This window comes from Mesorhizobium sp. WSM4836 (genome assembly GCF_055811815.1).
Window position 1 is genome coordinate 39,314 of record NZ_JBVVQF010000028.1, and the last position, 18,716, is coordinate 58,029.

The 18,716-nt window shown below is 61.8% G+C and carries 18 protein-coding genes, 1 tRNA gene and 1 pseudogene; 11 read left to right on the plus strand and 9 right to left on the minus strand.

The window, feature by feature from the left end:
• Positions 1 to 110: 110 nt before the first annotated feature.
• The 3 genes from AC0L2P_RS27100 to tkt all read right to left on the minus strand — a co-directional run bounded on the left by AC0L2P_RS27100 (position 111) and on the right by tkt (position 5,378).
• Positions 111 to 2,000: a potassium/proton antiporter gene (locus tag AC0L2P_RS27100; RefSeq protein WP_473505673.1), complete on the minus strand. Its 1,890-nt coding sequence runs from the start codon at positions 1,998 to 2,000 to the stop codon at positions 111 to 113.
• Between the two features lie 217 nt (positions 2,001 to 2,217).
• A complete protein-coding gene (gap, locus tag AC0L2P_RS27105; RefSeq protein ID WP_473505675.1) occupies positions 2,218 to 3,228 on the minus strand; it encodes a type I glyceraldehyde-3-phosphate dehydrogenase in 1,011 nt (336 codons plus the stop codon).
• Positions 3,229 to 3,386: 158 nt separating this feature from the next.
• Complete coding sequence (tkt, locus tag AC0L2P_RS27110) at positions 3,387 to 5,378, minus strand: transketolase (RefSeq protein ID WP_473505677.1); 1,992 nt, start codon at positions 5,376 to 5,378, stop codon at positions 3,387 to 3,389.
• A 259-nt stretch (positions 5,379 to 5,637) separates the two neighbouring features.
• Here tkt and AC0L2P_RS27115 point away from each other — a divergent pair, with 259 nt between their 5' ends.
• The 4 genes and pseudogenes from AC0L2P_RS27115 (at position 5,638) to AC0L2P_RS27130 (ending at position 8,245) form a co-directional block, all read left to right on the plus strand.
• The gene (locus AC0L2P_RS27115; RefSeq protein ID WP_006200774.1) at positions 5,638 to 5,910 is read left to right on the plus strand and encodes a DUF4164 domain-containing protein; all 273 of its coding nucleotides are present in this window, start codon (positions 5,638 to 5,640) and stop codon (positions 5,908 to 5,910) included.
• Positions 5,911 to 5,914: 4 nt separating this feature from the next.
• The gene (locus AC0L2P_RS27120) at positions 5,915 to 6,280 is read left to right on the plus strand and encodes a cell division protein ZapA (RefSeq protein ID WP_473505679.1); all 366 of its coding nucleotides are present in this window, start codon (positions 5,915 to 5,917) and stop codon (positions 6,278 to 6,280) included.
• A gap of 283 nt (positions 6,281 to 6,563) precedes the next feature.
• The gene (locus AC0L2P_RS27125; RefSeq protein ID WP_473505681.1) at positions 6,564 to 7,223 is read left to right on the plus strand and encodes a peroxiredoxin; all 660 of its coding nucleotides are present in this window, start codon (positions 6,564 to 6,566) and stop codon (positions 7,221 to 7,223) included.
• A gap of 84 nt (positions 7,224 to 7,307) precedes the next feature.
• Positions 7,308 to 8,245 (plus strand): annotated as a pseudogene (locus AC0L2P_RS27130) (MBL fold metallo-hydrolase).
• Between the two features lie 180 nt (positions 8,246 to 8,425).
• On the opposite strand, the gene AC0L2P_RS27135 reads toward AC0L2P_RS27130, so the two are convergent.
• The 3 genes from AC0L2P_RS27135 to AC0L2P_RS27145 form a co-directional block, all read right to left on the minus strand.
• Complete coding sequence (locus tag AC0L2P_RS27135) at positions 8,426 to 8,959, minus strand: hypothetical protein (protein WP_473505682.1); 534 nt, start codon at positions 8,957 to 8,959, stop codon at positions 8,426 to 8,428.
• Between the two features lie 424 nt (positions 8,960 to 9,383).
• A complete protein-coding gene (gene rpoH, locus AC0L2P_RS27140) occupies positions 9,384 to 10,295 on the minus strand; it encodes an RNA polymerase sigma factor RpoH (protein ID WP_352613498.1) in 912 nt (303 codons plus the stop codon).
• A 187-nt stretch (positions 10,296 to 10,482) separates the two neighbouring features.
• On the minus strand, positions 10,483 to 11,568 hold the full coding sequence (locus tag AC0L2P_RS27145; protein ID WP_473505684.1) for an RluA family pseudouridine synthase: 1,086 nt from the start codon (positions 11,566 to 11,568) through the stop codon (positions 10,483 to 10,485).
• 25 nt (positions 11,569 to 11,593) lie between these two features.
• Between AC0L2P_RS27145 and AC0L2P_RS27150 the strand changes: the two genes are divergently transcribed.
• From AC0L2P_RS27150 to AC0L2P_RS27160, 3 genes are all read left to right on the plus strand, one after another.
• A complete protein-coding gene (locus AC0L2P_RS27150) occupies positions 11,594 to 11,971 on the plus strand; it encodes a fimbrial protein (protein ID WP_473505686.1) in 378 nt (125 codons plus the stop codon).
• Complete coding sequence (locus tag AC0L2P_RS27155; protein WP_473505688.1) at positions 11,968 to 12,375, plus strand: VOC family protein; 408 nt, start codon at positions 11,968 to 11,970, stop codon at positions 12,373 to 12,375. The genes AC0L2P_RS27150 and AC0L2P_RS27155 overlap by 4 nt, the downstream gene beginning before the upstream one ends.
• A gap of 90 nt (positions 12,376 to 12,465) precedes the next feature.
• Positions 12,466 to 12,540, plus strand: a tRNA-Glu gene (locus tag AC0L2P_RS27160).
• A 513-nt stretch (positions 12,541 to 13,053) separates the two neighbouring features.
• On the opposite strand, the gene AC0L2P_RS27165 is transcribed toward AC0L2P_RS27160, so the two are convergent.
• The gene (locus tag AC0L2P_RS27165) at positions 13,054 to 14,121 is read right to left on the minus strand and encodes an adenylate/guanylate cyclase domain-containing protein (protein WP_473505690.1); all 1,068 of its coding nucleotides are present in this window, start codon (positions 14,119 to 14,121) and stop codon (positions 13,054 to 13,056) included.
• A 115-nt stretch (positions 14,122 to 14,236) separates the two neighbouring features.
• Here AC0L2P_RS27165 and AC0L2P_RS27170 point away from each other — a divergent pair, with 115 nt between their 5' ends.
• The 4 genes from AC0L2P_RS27170 (at position 14,237) to AC0L2P_RS27185 (ending at position 17,358) form a co-directional block, all read left to right on the plus strand.
• Positions 14,237 to 14,677 (plus strand): SRPBCC family protein, encoded by a 441-nt coding sequence (locus AC0L2P_RS27170; RefSeq protein ID WP_473505691.1) that lies wholly within the window; start codon positions 14,237 to 14,239, stop codon positions 14,675 to 14,677.
• A gap of 406 nt (positions 14,678 to 15,083) precedes the next feature.
• Positions 15,084 to 15,665 carry a VOC family protein gene (locus AC0L2P_RS27175; RefSeq protein ID WP_473505693.1) on the plus strand — a complete coding sequence of 194 codons (582 nt, stop codon included), beginning with the start codon at positions 15,084 to 15,086 and terminating at the stop codon, positions 15,663 to 15,665.
• Positions 15,666 to 15,692: 27 nt separating this feature from the next.
• Positions 15,693 to 16,571, plus strand: a complete 879-nt coding sequence (locus tag AC0L2P_RS27180) for a glutathione S-transferase family protein (RefSeq protein ID WP_473505695.1) — start codon at positions 15,693 to 15,695, stop codon at positions 16,569 to 16,571.
• A gap of 382 nt (positions 16,572 to 16,953) precedes the next feature.
• Positions 16,954 to 17,358 carry a hypothetical protein gene (locus AC0L2P_RS27185; protein ID WP_473505697.1) on the plus strand — a complete coding sequence of 135 codons (405 nt, stop codon included), beginning with the start codon at positions 16,954 to 16,956 and terminating at the stop codon, positions 17,356 to 17,358.
• 137 nt (positions 17,359 to 17,495) lie between these two features.
• Here the strand turns inward: AC0L2P_RS27185 and AC0L2P_RS27190 are convergent, their stop codons facing one another.
• Both AC0L2P_RS27190 and AC0L2P_RS27195 read right to left on the minus strand, forming a co-directional pair.
• Entirely contained in the window at positions 17,496 to 17,711 is a 216-nt protein-coding gene (locus AC0L2P_RS27190) for a hypothetical protein (RefSeq protein ID WP_473505699.1), read from the minus strand.
• A 274-nt stretch (positions 17,712 to 17,985) separates the two neighbouring features.
• Positions 17,986 to 18,339 (minus strand): hypothetical protein, encoded by a 354-nt coding sequence (locus tag AC0L2P_RS27195; RefSeq protein ID WP_473505701.1) that lies wholly within the window; start codon positions 18,337 to 18,339, stop codon positions 17,986 to 17,988.
• Positions 18,340 to 18,716 lie beyond the last annotated feature (377 nt).

An 18,716-nucleotide genomic window follows, 5' to 3' on the forward strand; every position in this document is an offset into this window, starting at 1 on the left:
AGCGCAGCCCGGGCGATCGGGATTCCGGCGATGACGGACCATATGGCTCGCCACGCCAGTTGCCGAGCCATTCTTCAGCCCCGCGGCAGGGTTCCGCGCGTCGGCAACGGTCAGCCTTCGCCAGTTGTCGTTTCCACCGCGGGCGGCCGAACCGGTTCCAGCTCGGCCGCCGCCTCGACCGCCTGCGCTTCGGCCGGCTTGCGCCGGTTGCGGATGAAGGCGGCGATGCGGTCGCGGATTTCGCCAGCGCTGAGGAACACCGGAACGCGCGCCACCGGCGCGGTCGGCTCAAAGGACAGGCCAAGGCCGGTGATCCTGCCCTTGTCGTCGACGTCGCGGACGATCAGCTCGATCGGACCGAGCAGCACGCGGTCGGCATATTCGGCGTGGCCGCCGAGCCGCGTAGTGACCAGGTCGCCAATGCTGAGCTTGCGTTCCGCTTCGGTCAGGCCGGGCGCGTAGGCGGTCTCCAGTTCCTCGGCGGAGCGTGACGGATCGACGGCGAAGGCGCCGAAAAAGTCCGCATCCTCGGGATCGACCACGGCACGGCTGGCGAACAGCTTGTCGAGCAGGCGCGGATAGCGGTCCGGCACGAAGATGTAGACATGGTCGCCGGCCGTCAGCCGGCCCATATCCTGGAAGCGCATCGAGCGTCCGTCGCGCAACACAAGCGACGGCCGCGCCCAGCGCGGAATGCGTTCGCCGCGCGCCACCGGGCTGCCGGGTGCCACGCGGTAGGCGAGAAGCTCATGATGGGCGGAGCCCGGCAGTTCCAATTCGACCTTGTCGAGCGGTCCCAGCCGGGCCGGCACGATAAGGCCGAGGCGGCGCGCCAGCGGCCCGACGGTCCATCCCTGGATGATCAGCGAGACCAGCACGATGATGAAGGCAGAGTTGAAGATGAGGCGGCCGTTCTCCAGGCGGCCGAGCAGCGGCGTGATGGCAAGCAGGATCGACACGGCGCCACGCAGGCCCACCCATGAGACGAAGGCGACTTCCGGGCGCGGCAGACGGAACGGCATCAGGCAGAGCCAGACGGCGATTGGCCGCGCCACAAATATCAGGAACAGGCCGAGCAGCACCGCCGGAACCACAATTGCCGGAAATTGCGAAGGCGTCGCGAACAGGCCGAGGATCAGGAACATGATGATCTGCGCCAGCCACGACATGCCGTCCTGGAAGCGTTTGAGGATGGTGACGGCGCGGATATCGGAATTGCCGGCAATCAGCCCTGCGAGATAAACCGCCAGGAAACCGGAGCCGCCGACAGCGCCGGCGGCAGCGAACACCATCAGCGACAGCGTCAGCACGAAGATCGGCAGCAGGCCGTGATCGAGATTGAGGCGATCGACGAGGCGCACGATGGCCATGCCGCCGAGAATGCCGATGACTGCGCCGAGCCCCATGTTGACAAGGAAGCCGACGGCAAGATCGGTAACCAGCACCTTGGCCTCGGGGTGGGTGTTGGCGGCGATGACCTCGACCAGCGTGATGGTCAGGAAGATGGCGATCGGGTCATTGGTGCCGGATTCCACCTCGAGCGTCGACCGCACGCGCTCGCGCAAATTGATCTCGCCGGCGCGCAGCAGGAAGAACACCGCCGCAGCGTCGGTCGAGGCGACGGCGGCACCGAGCAGGAAGGATTCCAGCCAGGTCAGGTCGAGCAGATAGTAGGCGGCGGCGCCGAACAGGCCGGTGGTCAAAAGGACGCCGAAGGTCGCCAGCGACAGCGCCGGCCCGGCCGCCTGCCGCAAGGCGTTAAGCGGCGTGCCGAAGCCGGAATCGAAAAGGATGATCGCCAGCGCCAATGAGCCGGCAAAATAAGCAAATCGGGCATTGTCGAAATGGATGCCGAGACCGTCGGTTCCGGTGGCGAGACCGATGCAGAGAAACAGCAGCAGGAGAGGGGCGCCGAAACGGAAGGCGATCAGGCTCGAAAACGCGGCGGCAACGACAAGTGCTGCGCCAACGAGCGTCACCAGATAGATCCCATGCTCCATTCGCTGGTCGTCCCTAGTCGATATGCTCCGGCATCACGGGAGAGTGGGGCGAAGACATGGCCGCTGCAAGGCAGCAGCGTGGCTTTTTGCCCCACGCTGCCGATCGTCGAAAGTTTCGGCATGCCGAGCAGCCGAGCGCGCCTCGGCGGTTGGTGCCGCAACGAAAAACGCCCGGACTGAGCCGGGCGTTTTCCAGGTCGAGAAGATGGTTCTGCGATCAGGCGATAGTCTTGCCGAAGGCGACGGCGGTATCGCCCATGCGGTTGGAGAAGCCCCATTCATTGTCGTACCACGACAGCACCGAAACGAAGTTGCCGTCCATGACCTTGGTCTGGTCGAGCGCCACGATCGAGGAATGCGGATCGTGGTTGAAGTCGATCGAAACATTGGGGTGACGGGTAACGGCGAGGATGCCCTTCAGCTTGCCGTTCGAGGCGGCGATCACCGCGTCGTTGATTTCCTGGACGGTGGTCGGCCGCTTGGCGATGAACTTGAAATCGACGAGCGAGACGTTCGGGGTCGGCACGCGGATGGAGATGCCGTCGAGCTTGCCCTTGAGCTCGGGCAGTACCAGACCGATGGCCTTGGCGGCACCGGTTGAGGTCGGAATCTGCGACAGCGCCGCGGCACGGGCGCGGTAAAGGTCCTTGTGCATGGTGTCCAGGGTCGGCTGGTCGCCGGTGTAGGAATGGATCGTCGTCATCATGCCCTTCTCGATGCCGACGGCCTCGTTCAGCACGGCCGCCAGCGGCGCCAGGCAGTTGGTGGTGCAGGAGGCGTTCGAGATGACGATGTGGTCCTTGGTTAGCTTGTCGTGGTTGATGCCATAGACGACGGTGAGGTCGGCGCCCTCTGCCGGAGCGGAGACGAGAACGCGCTTGGCACCGGCGGTCAGATGGGCGGCGGCCTTGTCGCGGGCAGTGAAGATGCCGGTGCATTCGAGCGCGATGTCGATGCCGAGCTCCTTCCACGGCAGTTGCGTCGGATCCTTGATCGCGGTGACCTTGAATTTTTCGTCGCCCACGATGATCTGGTCGCCGTCAACCGTCACCTCATGCGGAAAGCGGCCATGCACGCTGTCGAAGCGCAGCAGATGCGCGTTGGTCTCGACCGGGCCGAGATCGTTGACCGCGACGACGTCGATATCCTTGCGGCCGGATTCATGGATGGCGCGCAGGATGTTGCGGCCGATGCGGCCGAATCCGTTGATGGCAACTCTGACGGTCATTGTTCTCTCCCTGGGAGTTGGAGGCCGAAGATCAAGTTCGCAGCTTCATAACGGCGGACGGGCAAAGAATCCAGCCGCCGAGGCACGGATTTAAATCGATTAGTACTCCACCGGCCGGCAAAACCGCTATGCCAGCCTTTGCCGGGCGGGGCTCATTTTCATTTGCCATGCAGACGGGCTTCCGCCGCCTTCACGGTTGCTTCGGCGGTGATGCCGAAATGCCGGTAGAGCTGTTCGATGGTGCCGGAGGCGCCGAAGCCGGTCATGCCGACAAAAATGCCGTCGGTGCCGATAAAGTGATCCCAGCCCTGACGGATGCCGGCTTCGATGGCAATTTTGAGCGGTGCATTGCCGATCGTTCTGCTGCGATAGTCGGCGCTCTGCTTGTCGAACAATTCGAAGCACGGCACCGAGACGACGCGGGTCGCGTGGCCGTGCTTTTCCAAGGCCTCGCGGGCGGCCAGCGCGATCTCGACCTCGGAGCCCGAAGCGAAGATCGTCACCGCCGCCTCGCCACTGGCGGCGGCAAGTTCATAGGCGCCGCGGCTGGAGAGGTTTTCCGCAACGAAGTCGTTGCGTACCGTCGGTAGGTTCTGCCGGGTCAGCGCCAATGTCGAAGGTGTCTTTTCCGATTCTATGGCCAACTGCCAGCATTCCGCGGTTTCCACCGCGTCGGCCGGGCGGAAGACGTTGTGGTTCGGAATGGCGCGAAGTGCTGCCAGATGTTCGACCGGTTGATGGGTCGGGCCGTCTTCGCCAAGGCCGATGGAATCATGGGTCATGACGAATATCGAGCGGATGCCCATCAGCGAAGCAAGCCGCATCGCCGGACGGGCATAATCGGAAAAGCACATGAAAGTGCCGCCATAGGCGATAATGCCGCCATGCAGTGTCAGCCCGTTGAGCGCTGCCGCCATGCCGTGCTCGCGAATGCCGTAGTGGACGTAGCGCTGGCCGTAATCGTCGGCGGTGATGTTCTTGGTCTGGCTGGTCTTGGTGTTGTTGGAGCCGGTCAAATCGGCCGAGCCGCCGATGGTTTCCGGCACGGCGCCGTTGATGACCTCCAGCGCCATTTCCGATGATTTACGGGTGGCGACCTTCGGCTTGTCGGCGGCGAGCTTCTTCTTGTAATCGCCAATGACGGCGTCGAAGTTGGCCGGCAGCGTGCCACCGATGCGACGTTCAAATTCTGCGCGCAATTTGGCGTCGGCCTTGGCAAGGCGGCTTTCCCAGTCGGTGCCCGCCTTGACGCCGGTCCGCCCGGCGGTACGCCATGAGTCGAGGATGTCGGCCGGGACCTCGAAGGGCGGCGAATCCCAGCCGAAGAATTTTCTGGCGCCGGCGATTTCCTCGGCGCCGAGCGGCGAGCCATGCGCCTTGTTGGTGCCGGCCTTGGTCGGTGCGCCAAAACCGATCGTCGTCTTGCACGCAATCATCGTCGGCTTGTCGGAGTGGCGGGCCGCTTCGATGGCATAGGAGATCGCTTCCGGGTCCTGGCCGTCGATATGGCTGGCATTCCAGCCGGACGCCTGGAAGCGGGCGACCTGATCGGTGTTGTCGGCGAGCGACACCGGGCCGTCGATCGAGATGTTGTTGTTGTCCCAGAAGACGATCAGCTTGTTCAGCTTCAGATGTCCGGCAAGCGCAATGGCTTCCTGGGATACGCCTTCCATCAGGCAGCCGTCACCGGCCAGCACATAGGTGTAGTGGTTGACGAGATCGTTGCCGAAAGCGGCATTCATGATGCGCTCGCCGAGCGCGAAGCCGACCGAATTCGCAAGACCCTGGCCGAGTGGGCCTGTCGTCGTCTCGATGCCGGCGGCGTGGCCGTATTCCGGGTGGCCCGCTGTCCTCGACCCCAATTGGCGGAACTGCTTGATCTGGTCGATGGTGATGTCTTCGTAGCCCGTCAGATATAGCAGCGAGTAAAGCAGCATCGAGCCGTGACCGGCCGACAGGATAAAGCGGTCGCGGTCCGGCCAATGCGGCTTTTTCGGATCGTATTTGAGAAAGCGGGTGAACAGCACCGTGGCGATGTCGGCGCAGCCCATGGGCAGTCCGGGGTGGCCGGAATTTGCCTTCTCGACGGCGTCCATGGCGAGAAAACGGATCGCATTGGCCATCCGGTCATGTTGTTCGCGCGAGGTCATGCTTCCTCCAAAATCGGGTTTGGGCCTTGGGAGAGCCCTTGAAAAGGGTGCGCGACACATAGCAGGCGCGGCCTTTGAGTCAATAAATCGGTGTGCTTTTGCCGGTCCTGTGATGGCCATGTAGCACTTACATTAGCGTTAGCAGGGGACAGTCGCGATAGCTTTATTGACGGGCGGTTCACACGACGCGTAATGTTTCAGGGATAACGCGTTCTGAACGTGAATGATTCGGTGATGGGCAGGGCGCAGGACGAAAGCCATGACCGGGGAAACGACCCTCAAGGAAGTCATTGCCAGGCTGGGTAAGGCCATCGAAGGGCTGGAAAACGCCGTCGCGGCCAAGCTCGAGCACGAGCGGGACTATTCGGAAGCCGAGGCAGAAGTGCAGCGGATGAACGCCGACCGCTCGCGGCTGGCGCAGGAACTCGACAACTCCGAAGCCCGCGCCGAACGGCTGGAAGATGCCAACAAGGAAGTATCGCGAAGGCTGGTGACAGCTATGGAAACCATCCGCGCGGTGCTGGATAGGTAGGCCAATGGCACAAGTCACGGTTTCCATCGACGGCAAGCAGTATCGGATGGCCTGCGACGAGGGCCAGGAAGAGCATCTGATCGATCTTGCCGAGCGCTTCGACCGCTATGTCTCGCATCTGAAGGATTCTTTTGGCGAGATCGGCGATCAGCGGCTGACCGTGATGGCCGGCATCATGGTCATGGACGAGCTTTCGGAACTGCAAAAGCGGGTCAAGGGCATGGAAAGCGAAGTGCTGACGCTGCGCAAGACGCGCGACGAAGCACTGACCAAGGCCGACAAGAACGATTCCGTGCTGACCGGGGCGCTCGGCGCGCTGGCCCAGCGCATGGAAGACCTGGCGACGACGCTGGCAGTGAGCAAAGCGTAGGGCGTCGCCTCATCGAGCGGCGCCATTTGACGGCGGAACGGGCAGCGTCTGAGCCGAACACTCGTCGGAAATGCCCGCGCGTTTAACCAACCCCTCCGGTGCTTTTTCGCCAGCGCGGAAATCGCTGCTGTATTTCTCGCCTAAGTGAAAAAGATTTTTTGAGGCCGGCCACTATCCTAACGTCAACAGCCACTTGAAGGATGACGCCGCAGTGTTAGAAAGGCAAGCAACGCCGGTGGGGCGTTCAATGCCGGCGGGCAAGCCAAACAGGTAGGGACACGCCATGAGCCTTCGTATCAACGACATCGCACCGGACTTCACCGCTGAGACCACGCAAGGACCGATCAGCTTCCATGAATGGATCGGCGACGGCTGGGCGGTATTGTTCAGCCATCCGAAGAACTTTACGCCGGTTTGCACGACCGAACTCGGCACGATGGCCGGGCTCGAAGGCGAGTTCAGGAAGCGTAACGTCAAGATCATCGGCATCTCGGTCGATCCCGTCGAAAGCCATGCAAAGTGGCAGAACGACATCAAGACCGCGACGGGCCATTCGGTGAACTACCCGCTGATCGGCGACAAGGACCTCAAGGTCGCCAAGCTTTACGAGATGCTGCCGGCGGGTGCCGGCGAGAGCTCGGAAGGCCGCACGCCGGCCGACAATGCCACGGTGCGTTCGGTCTACGTCATCGGGCCCGACAAGAAGATCAAGCTGGTTCTCACCTATCCAATGACGACCGGCCGCAACTTCGACGAAATCCTGCGCGCCATCGATTCCATGCAGCTGACCGCCAAGCACCAGGTGGCGACGCCGGCGAACTGGAAGCAGGGCGAGGACGTCATCATCACCGCTGCCGTCTCCAATGAGGATGCCATCAAGCGCTTCGGCGCCTATGAGACGATCCTGCCATATCTCAGGAAGACCAAGCAGCCTTCCGCCTGAGCAGGAGAGGCGGCACGGAGAATCTTTGGGTTTCCTGGCCGTGTGAGCATGGGGTGCTTGACGATGCCTGGTTGACGGACAACCATGCCTTTAATTTGCCGTGGCAGAGAAAATCGTTCCTTCCATGGTGAGGCACGAAGGAGGCTGGGATTGGACGCATTATCGGCCAGGTCGCAGGTCACCGGCTTCTATGACAAGCCGAGCGGGTCCGTACAGTATGTGGTCGCCGACATGGCGACCCGCAAATGCGCCATCATCGATCCGGTGCTCGACTTCGATGAAAGGTCCGGTGCAACGCAACGAAAAACGCCGACACCCTGCTCGATTTCGTCAGGGAAAGCAGGCTGGAGGTCGAGTGGATCCTCGACACGCATCCGCATGCCGATCATTTCTCCGCCGCCCATTATCTAAGGGGGAGAACCGGAGCGCCGAGGGCAATCGGCGAAAAGGTCATCGACGTCCAGAGATTGTGGAAGGTGATCTACAACTGGCCGGAGTTTCCCGCCGACGGTTCGCAATGGGACAGGCTGTTCGCCGACGGCGCGACTTTTTCGGTCGGCGGCCTTCCGGCAAGAGTGCTGTTTTCGCCGGGCCACACACTGGCCTCGATAACTTACGTCATCGGCGACGCCGCCTTTATCCACGACACGCTGTTCATGCCGGACAGCGGCACCGCGAGGACGGACTTTCCCGGCGGCAGTGCCGAGCGGCTGTGGCGTTCGATCGAGGACATCCTGGCGCTGCCGGACGAGACCCGTCTGTTCGTCGGTCACGACTACGAGCCGGGCGGCCGCGAAGCGCGCTGGGAAAGCACGGTCGCGGAGCAGAAAGCCGGCAACATCCACATTGCCGGCTGCAAGACGGAAGCCGACTTCGTCGCGCTCCGCGAGGCCCGCGACAGGACGTTGCCGATGCCGCGGCTGATCCTGCACGCGCTGCAGGTCAACATGAACGGCGGACGCCTGCCGGAACCGGAATCCAACGGGCGGCGGTATTTGAAATTTCCGCTGGATTGCCTGTGAGGAGATGGGTCGCTGGCACTACAGTGCCATTCAAACTCGGCGCCCGCTCATCGTTCAAGGTCATCCAAGTTATTGATCTTGATTCGATTTTTGCGATGTGTGGCCGGCCACCATACGGGAGAATGTGGGGGCAGCCGGACGAGGAGCGGCGCAGACCCCAGCTAAGTGTTTAGTTCAGCGTCAGGGCTTTGTTCGGCGGGCTAAATGTTCATAGGTGATTTGCCAAGGGTCGCTCTCGGAAGATCTTTCCTCGCCGATCCAATGGAAGCTGTTGGCAGTGATCTCAGTGAAACACCATCGAGTTTGCAGACCGCGCGAGTCATTGCCGAGCTGGACAATGTCCTTACCCTCGGCCCGGCCGATCTGACGCGAGTGATCCCGGTTGAGCGGGTCGTTCCATATGATATGCCAGCCATCGATCCCAGGGTCGAAGATGCGCAAGGTCGTGCCATACATCGTCGACGGCGCAGGCCGCTTGGGCCTGATCCAAACGTCCTGAATCGTGCGGCCTTCGAGCACCCAGCCAAAATGGCATTCGCCATCCCATTTCTGGATTGTGCCGTCGTCGAGGTAGTGGACCGAGTCCATTTCCCAGCTTCCAACTAGCCATCCATACAGGGCCATGTCTTTCGCCCGATCGGCTGGCGGACCCTCGGATCCGAGAGCGGTCAGAAACGCAGAAGTCGTCATCGTCACACTGCCTTTCGTTTCCAATAGACGAACTCAACTGCCCGGCGCAGCCCCGCCGGCTAGCTTTCGCGCCGCCTGCCGCGAGCGCCGGGTTGTGGAATGCCGCGGTCGGCGCCGGAACATTGCCGCCACAGCTTGCAACGTTACGGTTTTCAGGGCTTGGGGAAAATTGCGGTAATGCCGCTATCAATGAGATCGTCTGCGGATGCTATGGCAAGGCTATCGAGCAGTTATGGGGGCGGATCGGACATCCGCGAAGGCACCGCGGAACCGGCAACCCGGCTAATGCATGTCGCGCAAAACTGTGCAGCGGTTTTGCGATAACGACATGCATAAAAGCAAGAATCTAAAGCGCGTCGCATGAGGCCGGTCGAACGCGACGCGCTTTAGAAAAAAACGGCGGCGCCAGTTACCTGACGCCGCCGTTATTTGTTTCTACCGGAAGGCCTTACGCCGCCGGCTGCGCCTCGATGGTGCGCAGCGCCTGCGTCTGGCGCTTGGCCGCGGCCTTGACCGCGTCCTGCACCTTCTCGAAGGCGCGCACCTCGATCTGACGTACGCGCTCGCGGCTGATATCGAACTCGGCCGACAGCTCTTCCAGGGTCAACGGCTCATCGGCGAGGCGGCGCGCCTCGAAGATGCGGCGTTCGCGGTCGTTGAGCACGGCAAGAGCGCCGGACAGCATGCCGCGCCGGTTTTCCAGCTCGTCCTGCTCGATTAGCATCTCTTCCTGGCTTTCGTGGTCGTCGACTAGCCAGTCCTGCCATTCGCCGGCTTCGCCTTCGCTGGCCCGGATGGGCGCATTGAGCGAGGCGTCGCCCGACAGACGGCGGTTCATCGACACGACTTCCGCTTCCGAGACATTCAGCCGGGTGGCAATCTCGGTGATCTGGTCGGGTTTCAAATCGCCTTCGTCGAGCGCCTGGATCTTGCCCTTCACCTTACGCAGGTTGAAGAACAGGCGCTTCTGGTTGGCGGTGGTGCCCATCTTGACCAGGCTCCACGAGCGCAGGATGTATTCCTGGATCGAGGCCTTGATCCACCACATCGCATAGGTGGCGAGACGGAAGCCGCGCTCCGGTTCGAATTTCTTGACGGCCTGCATCAGGCCGACATTGCCTTCCGAGATCACCTCGCCGATCGGCAGGCCGTAGCCGCGATAGCCCATGGCGATCTTGGCGACGAGCCGAAGGTGGCTGGTGACGAGCTTGTGCGCAGCCGTGGTGTCCTCATGCTCGGCGTAGCGCTTGGCGAGCATGTACTCTTCCTGCGGCTGAAGCATCGGAAAGCGGCGGATTTCTTCCAGGTAGCGGCTGAGGCCGCCTTCGCCGGAAACGATACTGGGTAATGACTGGGCCATGATAGCGCCCCCTCTCTATTGGAGTGATGCCCCCGAAACGCGGCGGGCATGTGGCGCGAACGCCAAAGGCACATTCGCGCCAACCGACATATATAGGAACAAAACCAGAAAGACAGGCATTTGTTCAACACGAAACAGTGTGTCACGGTGAAGTGAACAAGGCCGGTCAGGTTTTCAGGTGGTTGGTTCAGAGCTTGCGGAAGCCGTCGACGAGTTCCTCCATGTCCCACGGTATCGGTGCTTCGAACCTCATCGTTAGATGGGTATCCGGATGCCGAAATGCAAGGAGGCGGGCGTGCAAAGCTTGTCGCGGAAACGCCTTTACCTTGCTCCTTAGCGGCTCGGGCAACCGATTGGCCTTGGTCCGGAAAGCCTGGCCGTATTCGGGATCGCCGATCACCGGGTGGCCGATATGGGCCATGTGGACGCGTATCTGGTGGGTGCGGCCGGTTTCCAGCCGGCATTCGACCAGGCTCGCCATGGCGAATTCCTGCTGCTGTTCGCCAAAGCGCTCGACCACGGTGAAACGCGTGACGGCGTGGCGGGCATCGTCGCGGCCCTGCGGCACTACCGCACGGCGTATCCGGTCGGCGGCTCGGCCGAGCGCCGCGTCGACCGTCCCGGTGGGCCTTGCCGGTATGCCCCAGACCAACGCCAGATAAGCGCGCTCGAGATCGCCGGTCAGGCCGTGGTCGGCGAAGGCCTCCGACAACGCCTTGTGGGCGCGATCGGTCTTGGCAACGACCATGACGCCACTGGTGTCCTTGTCGAGGCGATGGACGATGCCCGGCCGTCTCACCCCGCCGATGCCCGACAGGCTGTCGCCGCAATGATGGATCAGGGCGTTGACCAGCGTACCGGTCCAGTTGCCGGCGCCAGGATGCACGACCAGCCCGGCCGGCTTGTTGATGACGATCAGCTCCCTGTCCTCGTAGAGGACATCCAGCGCAATATCTTCGCCTAGCGGCTCCGCCGGTTCCGGCTCCGGCATGTCGACCGACACGCTGTCACCTTGTGCCATCTTGCGCTTCGTTTCGCTGGCTGGCCTGCCGCCGATCCTGACCGCGCCCTGCTTTATCAGCATCTGCACCCGGCTGCGCGACATGTCGGGGCCGAGCTTGGCCGCCAGCCATTGGTCGAGCCGCTGGCCGGCCGCATCGGCGCCCGCCTCCAGCACAATCGGTCCACTATTTGGCGATCCGCCCTCCATCAATCCATCCCCTATCAATCCATCCTCTATCAATATGGGAACCTCTTCGTTATGAGCGCTCATCGAAAATCGTTCCGGAATGTTTGCCATGGCTGCTGCCGACGAAGACGAGGAAAAGCCGCTCGACCCCGAGGTCGAAAAGGTGCGGAGGAAGCTCGTCCGCTTCGTCGCCATCAATCTCGGCCTGCTGTTTCTTGCCCTTATGGTGGTGATCGGGGCGCTTGTCTACAAAGCCCGCAATGCACCGCCTGCCGTCCCGCCGTTAACCAGTGATATCCAGGTGCCGATCGGCGAGCCAATCAACGGCGACATCGTGCTGCCGGTCGGCGCCAGAGTGATCAGCCAATCGCTCTCCGGCAACCGTCTCTCGATCGATGCCGAGTTGGCGGACGGCAGCCGCGCCATCTTCGTCTATGATATTGCCGAGCGCCGCATCGTCGGCCGTTTTTCGATCAGGAACAAATGACCGGTTTTGCCGAACACCGCAGCATTGCCACGGTCGCGCTTATCGTCAGAAACTATGACGAAGCGATCTCGTGGTACGTCGACCGGCTGGGCTTTGTCCTCACCGAAGATGTCGATCTCGGCGGCGGCAAACGCTGGGTCACCATCACGCCGGGCAAAGGGCAGGGCGCGCGGCTGCTGCTGGCCGAAGCATCCGGCGATGCGCAAAGGGACGCGATCGGCAACCAGACCGGCGGGCGGGTCTTTTTGTTCCTCGAAACCGACGATTTTGCCCGTGAGCATGCGCTGATGCTCGAAAAGGGCGTCGAATTCCGTGAGGCGCCCCGCCATGAGGGCTATGGCACGGTGGCGGTTTTCGCCGATCTCTATGGAAATCTCTGGGACCTGATCGAGCCAAAACGCTAGGCTTGCGGCGAATATTTCGCCGGTGCGACAGGCAGCCCTAAGCCTAGTTGCTTTTTCCCAGCCGTCAGCCTATATCGCCGGTTCTTGAACGCGCCCATCGTCTAGCGGTCAGGACACCGCCCTCTCACGGCGGGAACAGGGGTTCGATTCCCCTTGGGCGTACCAAGTCTCTCCAAGCTCTCGGCAAACCATCAATCCGATCCATCGCCTTGGGTCGCGGCGGGTTTGGCTGATTGCCGCTTCTGGGCACAGCGGAGCCGATTGCATTAGCATTGCATCATGGGTCTTGAGGCACCGCTTTAGCGCCGCGCAGAACGTCGCGCTGAACAGGGCAGTCGATGCCGCGCGGGGGGGCCAGATACAGAAACTACAATCGCAAGGCGTCCATCACGCTGGTCGGCACTGCGTGGAGCCGACCTGAGCTACAGCTGCCGGCGGCGGATCGTTTTGGCGAGCTCGGCGAAGGCGCCTCTCCCTCGAAGGGTGGATGCCGGGAATACTCGGCCCTTAGCACCGGCCAGCGAAGCTGCGCGCGACGCATGGCTGGGCTCTAATCGCGCGATACTCCAGTTGCAGTAGCGTAGCTTCTTTGCCGTTCGAATTTCTCTCAGTCATGGCTTCGCACGATACCAAGATATGCTGCGAACGACACATCCACGGCGCGCTCAACCATTCGATCTATTCCGGCAAGCCGAAAAGTGTTTGCGCGCCTGCTATTCCTCCGAGCGGATGACTGCCCATGGTGATCATCGCCTCGGTGGTTTCTGCCTCGAACACTGTCGACGCGAGCACCGTCCGTCCCAACGGCTTGCACAGCCCTTCGATGCGGCTGACAAGATTTACAGCCTTGCCGATCGCGGTGAAGTCCAACCTGCCGGCAGTGCCGATATTCCCCCAGAGTATCTCGCCGACATGCAGGCCAATGCCATATCCGAGCTCAGGGCCGCCATTGCGGCGCCGAGTTTGGTTGAGATGATCTATCCCTGCGCGCGTGGCCTTCACGGCGCGTACCGCAGCGTCACATGCGGCATTTGCATCACGCTCGCCAATCGGGAAAATCGCGAGGACGCCATCACCTATAAACTTGAGAACCTCACCACCAAATGCGTGCACCGCGCCGGCGACGCAATCGAACCAGGCATCAAGTACCAATACGATCTCGTCTGCATCATGAACCTCGGATAGATCGGTGAAACCTCGAAGGTCCGCGCACAGAAGCGCAGCCCGTATCGTCTCTCCCTTTACTCGACGAGAATGACCGTTGAGCACATGTGCTGCACTGCGCTTTCCCAAATATGCTTCGAGCAATGCGCGTTTCGCGGACCGTTCCGCGAGCGCGGTCATCGGAGCCGCAGCAAACCGGGAGATTTGCCGCAGCAGCTCTGACTGCACCTCATCCGGAGTATGATCGAACGCCCACACCAAAGTCGGTGCGACACCGCCCGCTCGCTCGTCGAACACGATCGCCCGCGTCGTGCCAAGCCAGTCCCGCAGCACGAGCCGGGGATCGGCATTCTGGCGGTCGGCGCCTATCCCCAAAGCCTCGACCACTTCACCCCCAGGCGCTCGCCAGAGCCAGATGCGGCGTGAAATGATCGGGTCGGGAGCATCTTGCGCCAGCGCGCCGGCGATGATCGGCAGGCCGTCTTCCATCAAATGCGTTGAGAGCTGCAATAGAAGTCGCCCACCGTCGCCAATATGCGCGGCGTCGTCCAGAAGGAATGAAAGCGAGTTTGCGAGAAGCATCGGAGAAGGTCACTCGGCACCGGCTTATGCTTACGCCTCAAACATCTTCTTGCAACTCCCCACATTCGCTTCAATCATGCGCGGCATTCGATGCGGATGTGACCTGGAGTGAGCGATGGCGGAATCGGTTTACACAGAAATTGAGGTCGCCGCGCCACAAGCGACCGTGTTCGCGCTTTTGACGGATCCGGACCAGATCGTGCGATGGATCGGGACCGAAGCGAATTTGGATGCATCGCCGGGCGGTCTTTTCCTCGTCAATGTCGGTGGTCGCCATATGGCGCGCGGTGAGTTCACCGAGGTGATCCCGGTCCACCGTCTTGCCTACAGTTTTGGCTGGGAAGAGAACGAGACCGTGCCGCCCGGCTCCAGCCATGTCGAGATCGACCTGATCGCGAGAGATGCGGGGACACTGATCCGCTTCACGCACAGCGGGCTACCGAACGCAAAGGAGCGTGACAGTCACCGAAGGGGATGGGAGCACTACCTCTCAAGGCTGAAGATCACTGCCGATGGGGGACATGTCGATCCCGACGTGCCGATGAAGAATATGTAATTTTCATCTAAGGGCCGCGGAGGCCCGTAATCCGAACCAGGCACGGCATGCGTCAACGAGGCCCCTTTGACCTGCTGTCGCCAAACCGGCCGCTCGGGAAACCCGGCGACCTGCGGGCTGCCGCACCATTACAGCCGCCGGCGACGGTTCGTTTCGGCAAGCTCGGCGAAGGCGTCCGCGCTCTTGGTGCCTGCGTGGAGTTCTTGAAACTCAGCGCTTCTGGCGCAACGCCTCGGATTGAATTAGCATCCGTTCATCAAAGCTCCGGCCGCACTCCTGCAGGATGCGGAATGCGGAGCGCAGGCGAGCGAAGCCGGGCGCGGTCATATGCCGGGCGCTGATCCAAGCGCGACTGGGCATCCGAACTTCCGTTCGCCGGCAAGACGGCGCGGGCGGGAGGAGTCAGATGCAAAAACTGCAATCGCAAGGCGTCCATCATCTCACGCTGGTCGGCGCCGGGCGCCAGACCTCGATCGACTTCTGGGAGGGCGTGCTTGGCATGCCTTTCATCTTCGAGCAGCCCAACCTCGACAAAGCCAGCGAAAGCCATCTCTATTTCGATCCGGGCGACGGCCGGCTGATCACCGTCTTCACCGACGAGAGCCGCGCGCCGGTCAAGCGGCGCACGCCGACCGATACGGGCTGCGTCCATCACATCGCTTTCGCGGTGTCGCGCGTCACCTTTTTGCAGGCGGTCGCCCGGCTCAACGAGCGTGAAATCAAGCACAGCGGCGTCAAGGATCGCGGTTTCATGGACTCGATCTATTTCGAGGATCCGCTCGGCCTTCTGATCGAGCTCGCCTCCTACCGTTTCGAGCCGCCGGCGGGCTTCACCCATGCCGACGTGCTGATGCAGGCGCACAAGATCCGCGTCGCGCGCGGCGACTACGCAATCGCCGAAGTGCACCTTGCCGATGCGATCCAGGCGCTTGTCGAGCGCTCGCGCGCAACCTTGTCGGAGGATCGCGCACCGAAAAATCCATACTGAGGACACGCCAAACAAAGGGAGGACATAATGGCAAAGACAGCAACGAAGAGTGCGAAAAAACCCACGGCCAAGACTTCGGCACCGATGACAGCCAAGCCAGGAGCGAAGCCGGCGGCCAAAGCTGCCGCCAAATCAGCGGCCAAAGCGGCGAAGCCGGCGACGAAGGTCTCCGCCAAAAAGCCCGCGAAGGCTAAGACGAAATCGGCGAAAAAACCGGCGCTCACGCTCAGCATGCTGAAGCCGAGCGTCAATAATATGAGCGTTCGGGTGTTTGCACGCGCCGCAGGGCTCGACCATTCCGAGACCGACGTATGGGGCCATACGCGCTCGCCCGAATATATTGCGCGAAATCCGGCCCATCTGACGCCGATGATCGAGGACAAGGGCCTGCCGAGAGGTGTGTTGTGGGAAAGCTGCGCCATCATGCAGTACCTCGCCAACAAGCACGGGCTGGAGAAACTATATCCCAAGGCGCCGGCCAAGCGGGCAATGATCGACAGTGCCATGTTCTACCTGATTGGGACGCTCTACCCCTATGTGGCGCGCGCCACCTATCCTGCACTGAACTTCCCGCAATATGCCGGCGAGGTCGGCCACAGTGACGCTCATGCCGACAGGAAATCGGAAGCCCAAAAGGCCGCTATGGAAGCGATAGCCGAGCCGCTGGAGGTCTTTCACAGCTTCTTCAGGAACGGCAAGCCGTTCATCGGCGGCAAGAACCCGTCAATCGCCGACATCCGCCTGGCGGCGACGCTCGAATTCCTCGCCGTCATCGACTACGCGCTACCCGAATGGGCAAAAGACTATATGGCGGCGATCGAGAAGAAGCTCGGCAAAGCCTATGCCGAGCCGGCCGGGGATGTGCGCGGCTATATCGCCTATGTGCGGTCGCAGGCCAACGCCTGAGGCACGCGCGGGCCGGCGATCGTCCGCACGTTCTGCGGGAGCCGGCAATGATCTGGCGTAATTCTTTTTTGCTCTCCCCTGTTTGCACGATGTGGGGAGCTTAAGGTTTCGTTAACCGAAACCCTTTCTACTGGTATTTACCTCCAGCCCGCGACCACGGATGTACTGGCGCGGATGGAAAGCAAAGGTCGGCGGCTCGCCGGCCTTTTGCTTGTTGCAGGCGGCTGTCGTCGCTTCACGACGCCTGCACGGCTGATGAAGCGCGTTGCCGCCATCTTGTCATTCCCCATCTTGTCATCGCCCCATCTTGTCATCGCCGATGTCGGCCCTACCATCGAGGTAGTCCCGTCCTCGAGGGCGGTTCAAGGACAGAGGCCCTGTCATGAAAAGCATTGCTGGAATGGTGGTGATTGCAGGCGCCATGCTGGCGGGTGCAGCCGGTCAATCGAATGCAGCGACGCTCAACACCATGCCCGATGTCGGGGCTGCCATCCAGGCGTGCTGGACCCCGCCGGCGAATGCCGGGAATTCCACCGTCACCCTGAGCTTCAGTTTCAAGCGCGATGGCCCGCTGATCGGCCGGCCCAAGCCGACCGCCATCCGCGTGGCCGGTGACGGCAAGGCACGGCAGGCTTTTGTCAATGCGGCGGTCGCCGCCGTGGACCAATGCCTGCCGTTGAGCCTTTCACCGGCGCTGGCTGAAACCATCCCGGGCAAGGTGTTCACTCTGCAATTCAACTCGCCCAAACAAAAACAGCCTGCAACGCGAGTGCAGGCTTCGCCTTGATCTTGTCCGACAACCGGATTCCACTTTTCGGGATCCAATGTATGTCGCGCAAAAGTGTGCATCGGTTTTGCGAGAACGATATGCATAAGACAAGAACCTAAGCGCGTCGCATGAGGCTCGGTCGAACGCGATGCGCTTTAGTGGCGGCTTCGTCTGGCCTCGACATGTCGCGCCAGTTCCGGCATCTCGAAGACATAGTCGCTCCAGGCCGATTCCGGAATCTGACCGGCGAGATAGCACTCCAGCAAAAGCTTCTGCTCGTGGTCGAGTGGTCTCGGTGCGCGTTCATGGTCCAACCCAAGTGAATGGAACAGATTCCTAGTCAGGTCCGCGACAGTGAAGTGGATCGACATTTGCGGTCTCCTTTGGCGGCTCAACGCCGAAGTCGGGACAAAGGTTTCAGCGCAGGCCGGGGTTTCAGCGCAGGCCGGCCGATAATGCCTGATTGAAGCAGTGCGGAGCCGATGCGCCGTTGCCGAGATGCAACGACTGCCCAGCATCGGTCGATCGCGAGAGCGGTCGGCGCACGTCCGGCGAGAGTGGTCGGGCCGGCTTTTTTCCCGAAGGGGACTAAGGCGGGCGATGTTCCGAGAAGGCTGGCCGGACGGCGTGACCGATGTCGGCCGGTTATTCGCAGACCATGCGGGCCCGTTTGCCGGGCTCGCTGACGTTCCTGCAGGTGAGCGGCTTCGCCGGCTCCGATGACAGCATGGGCGGGTTGTTGGCAACCCTCCTCCGTGGCGCTGCAACCGAAGCTGCGCTCCTGCGCACCGACGGCCTTTTCGGCGTTTGCGGCGCCACTGGAAAGACGTCGGTCTCCAACTGCGACTGGTCGGCTTGCGCCTGCGGCGAAGGCCGGTCCCAGAAACGGCGAACATCGAGCGGCTTGGGAATGATCACGGTGCCGTCATAGCTGCGCGCGCAGCCGCTTCCCAGAGGCAGCGCCAGGCACAGGAAGACAGGCAGAATCCGTCGAAACATCGGCAATACCCCTGCAAGCTTATAACGCTGCTTTAGCCTAACCGACAACCGTCGGAATAGTGCAGAGGGCGTAGGTACGGTGAGGTAGAAGATCGAGCGGCGGGTCGGGCGCGGATGGAGGTCCAGCGCGAGTTAAATCTTGCGAGTCGTCAAGGCTTCCAGCGTAAGGCCATGGTGCGATCGCACCATAGCAAATGCCGCGCTCAGTCGCGACAATGCGACATTCGAAGTTCCGCTCCTCCAGTTACGGGCGGGAGCAGCGACCGCCGGCAAGAAACAGGGTCAGATTTACCCCAACGGACCTGTTTCGGCGATGGCGCGGCCATGACACGTTCTGGCTGCATGCAACGCGCTCCCGTCCGGCTTTTTTCTTCTCA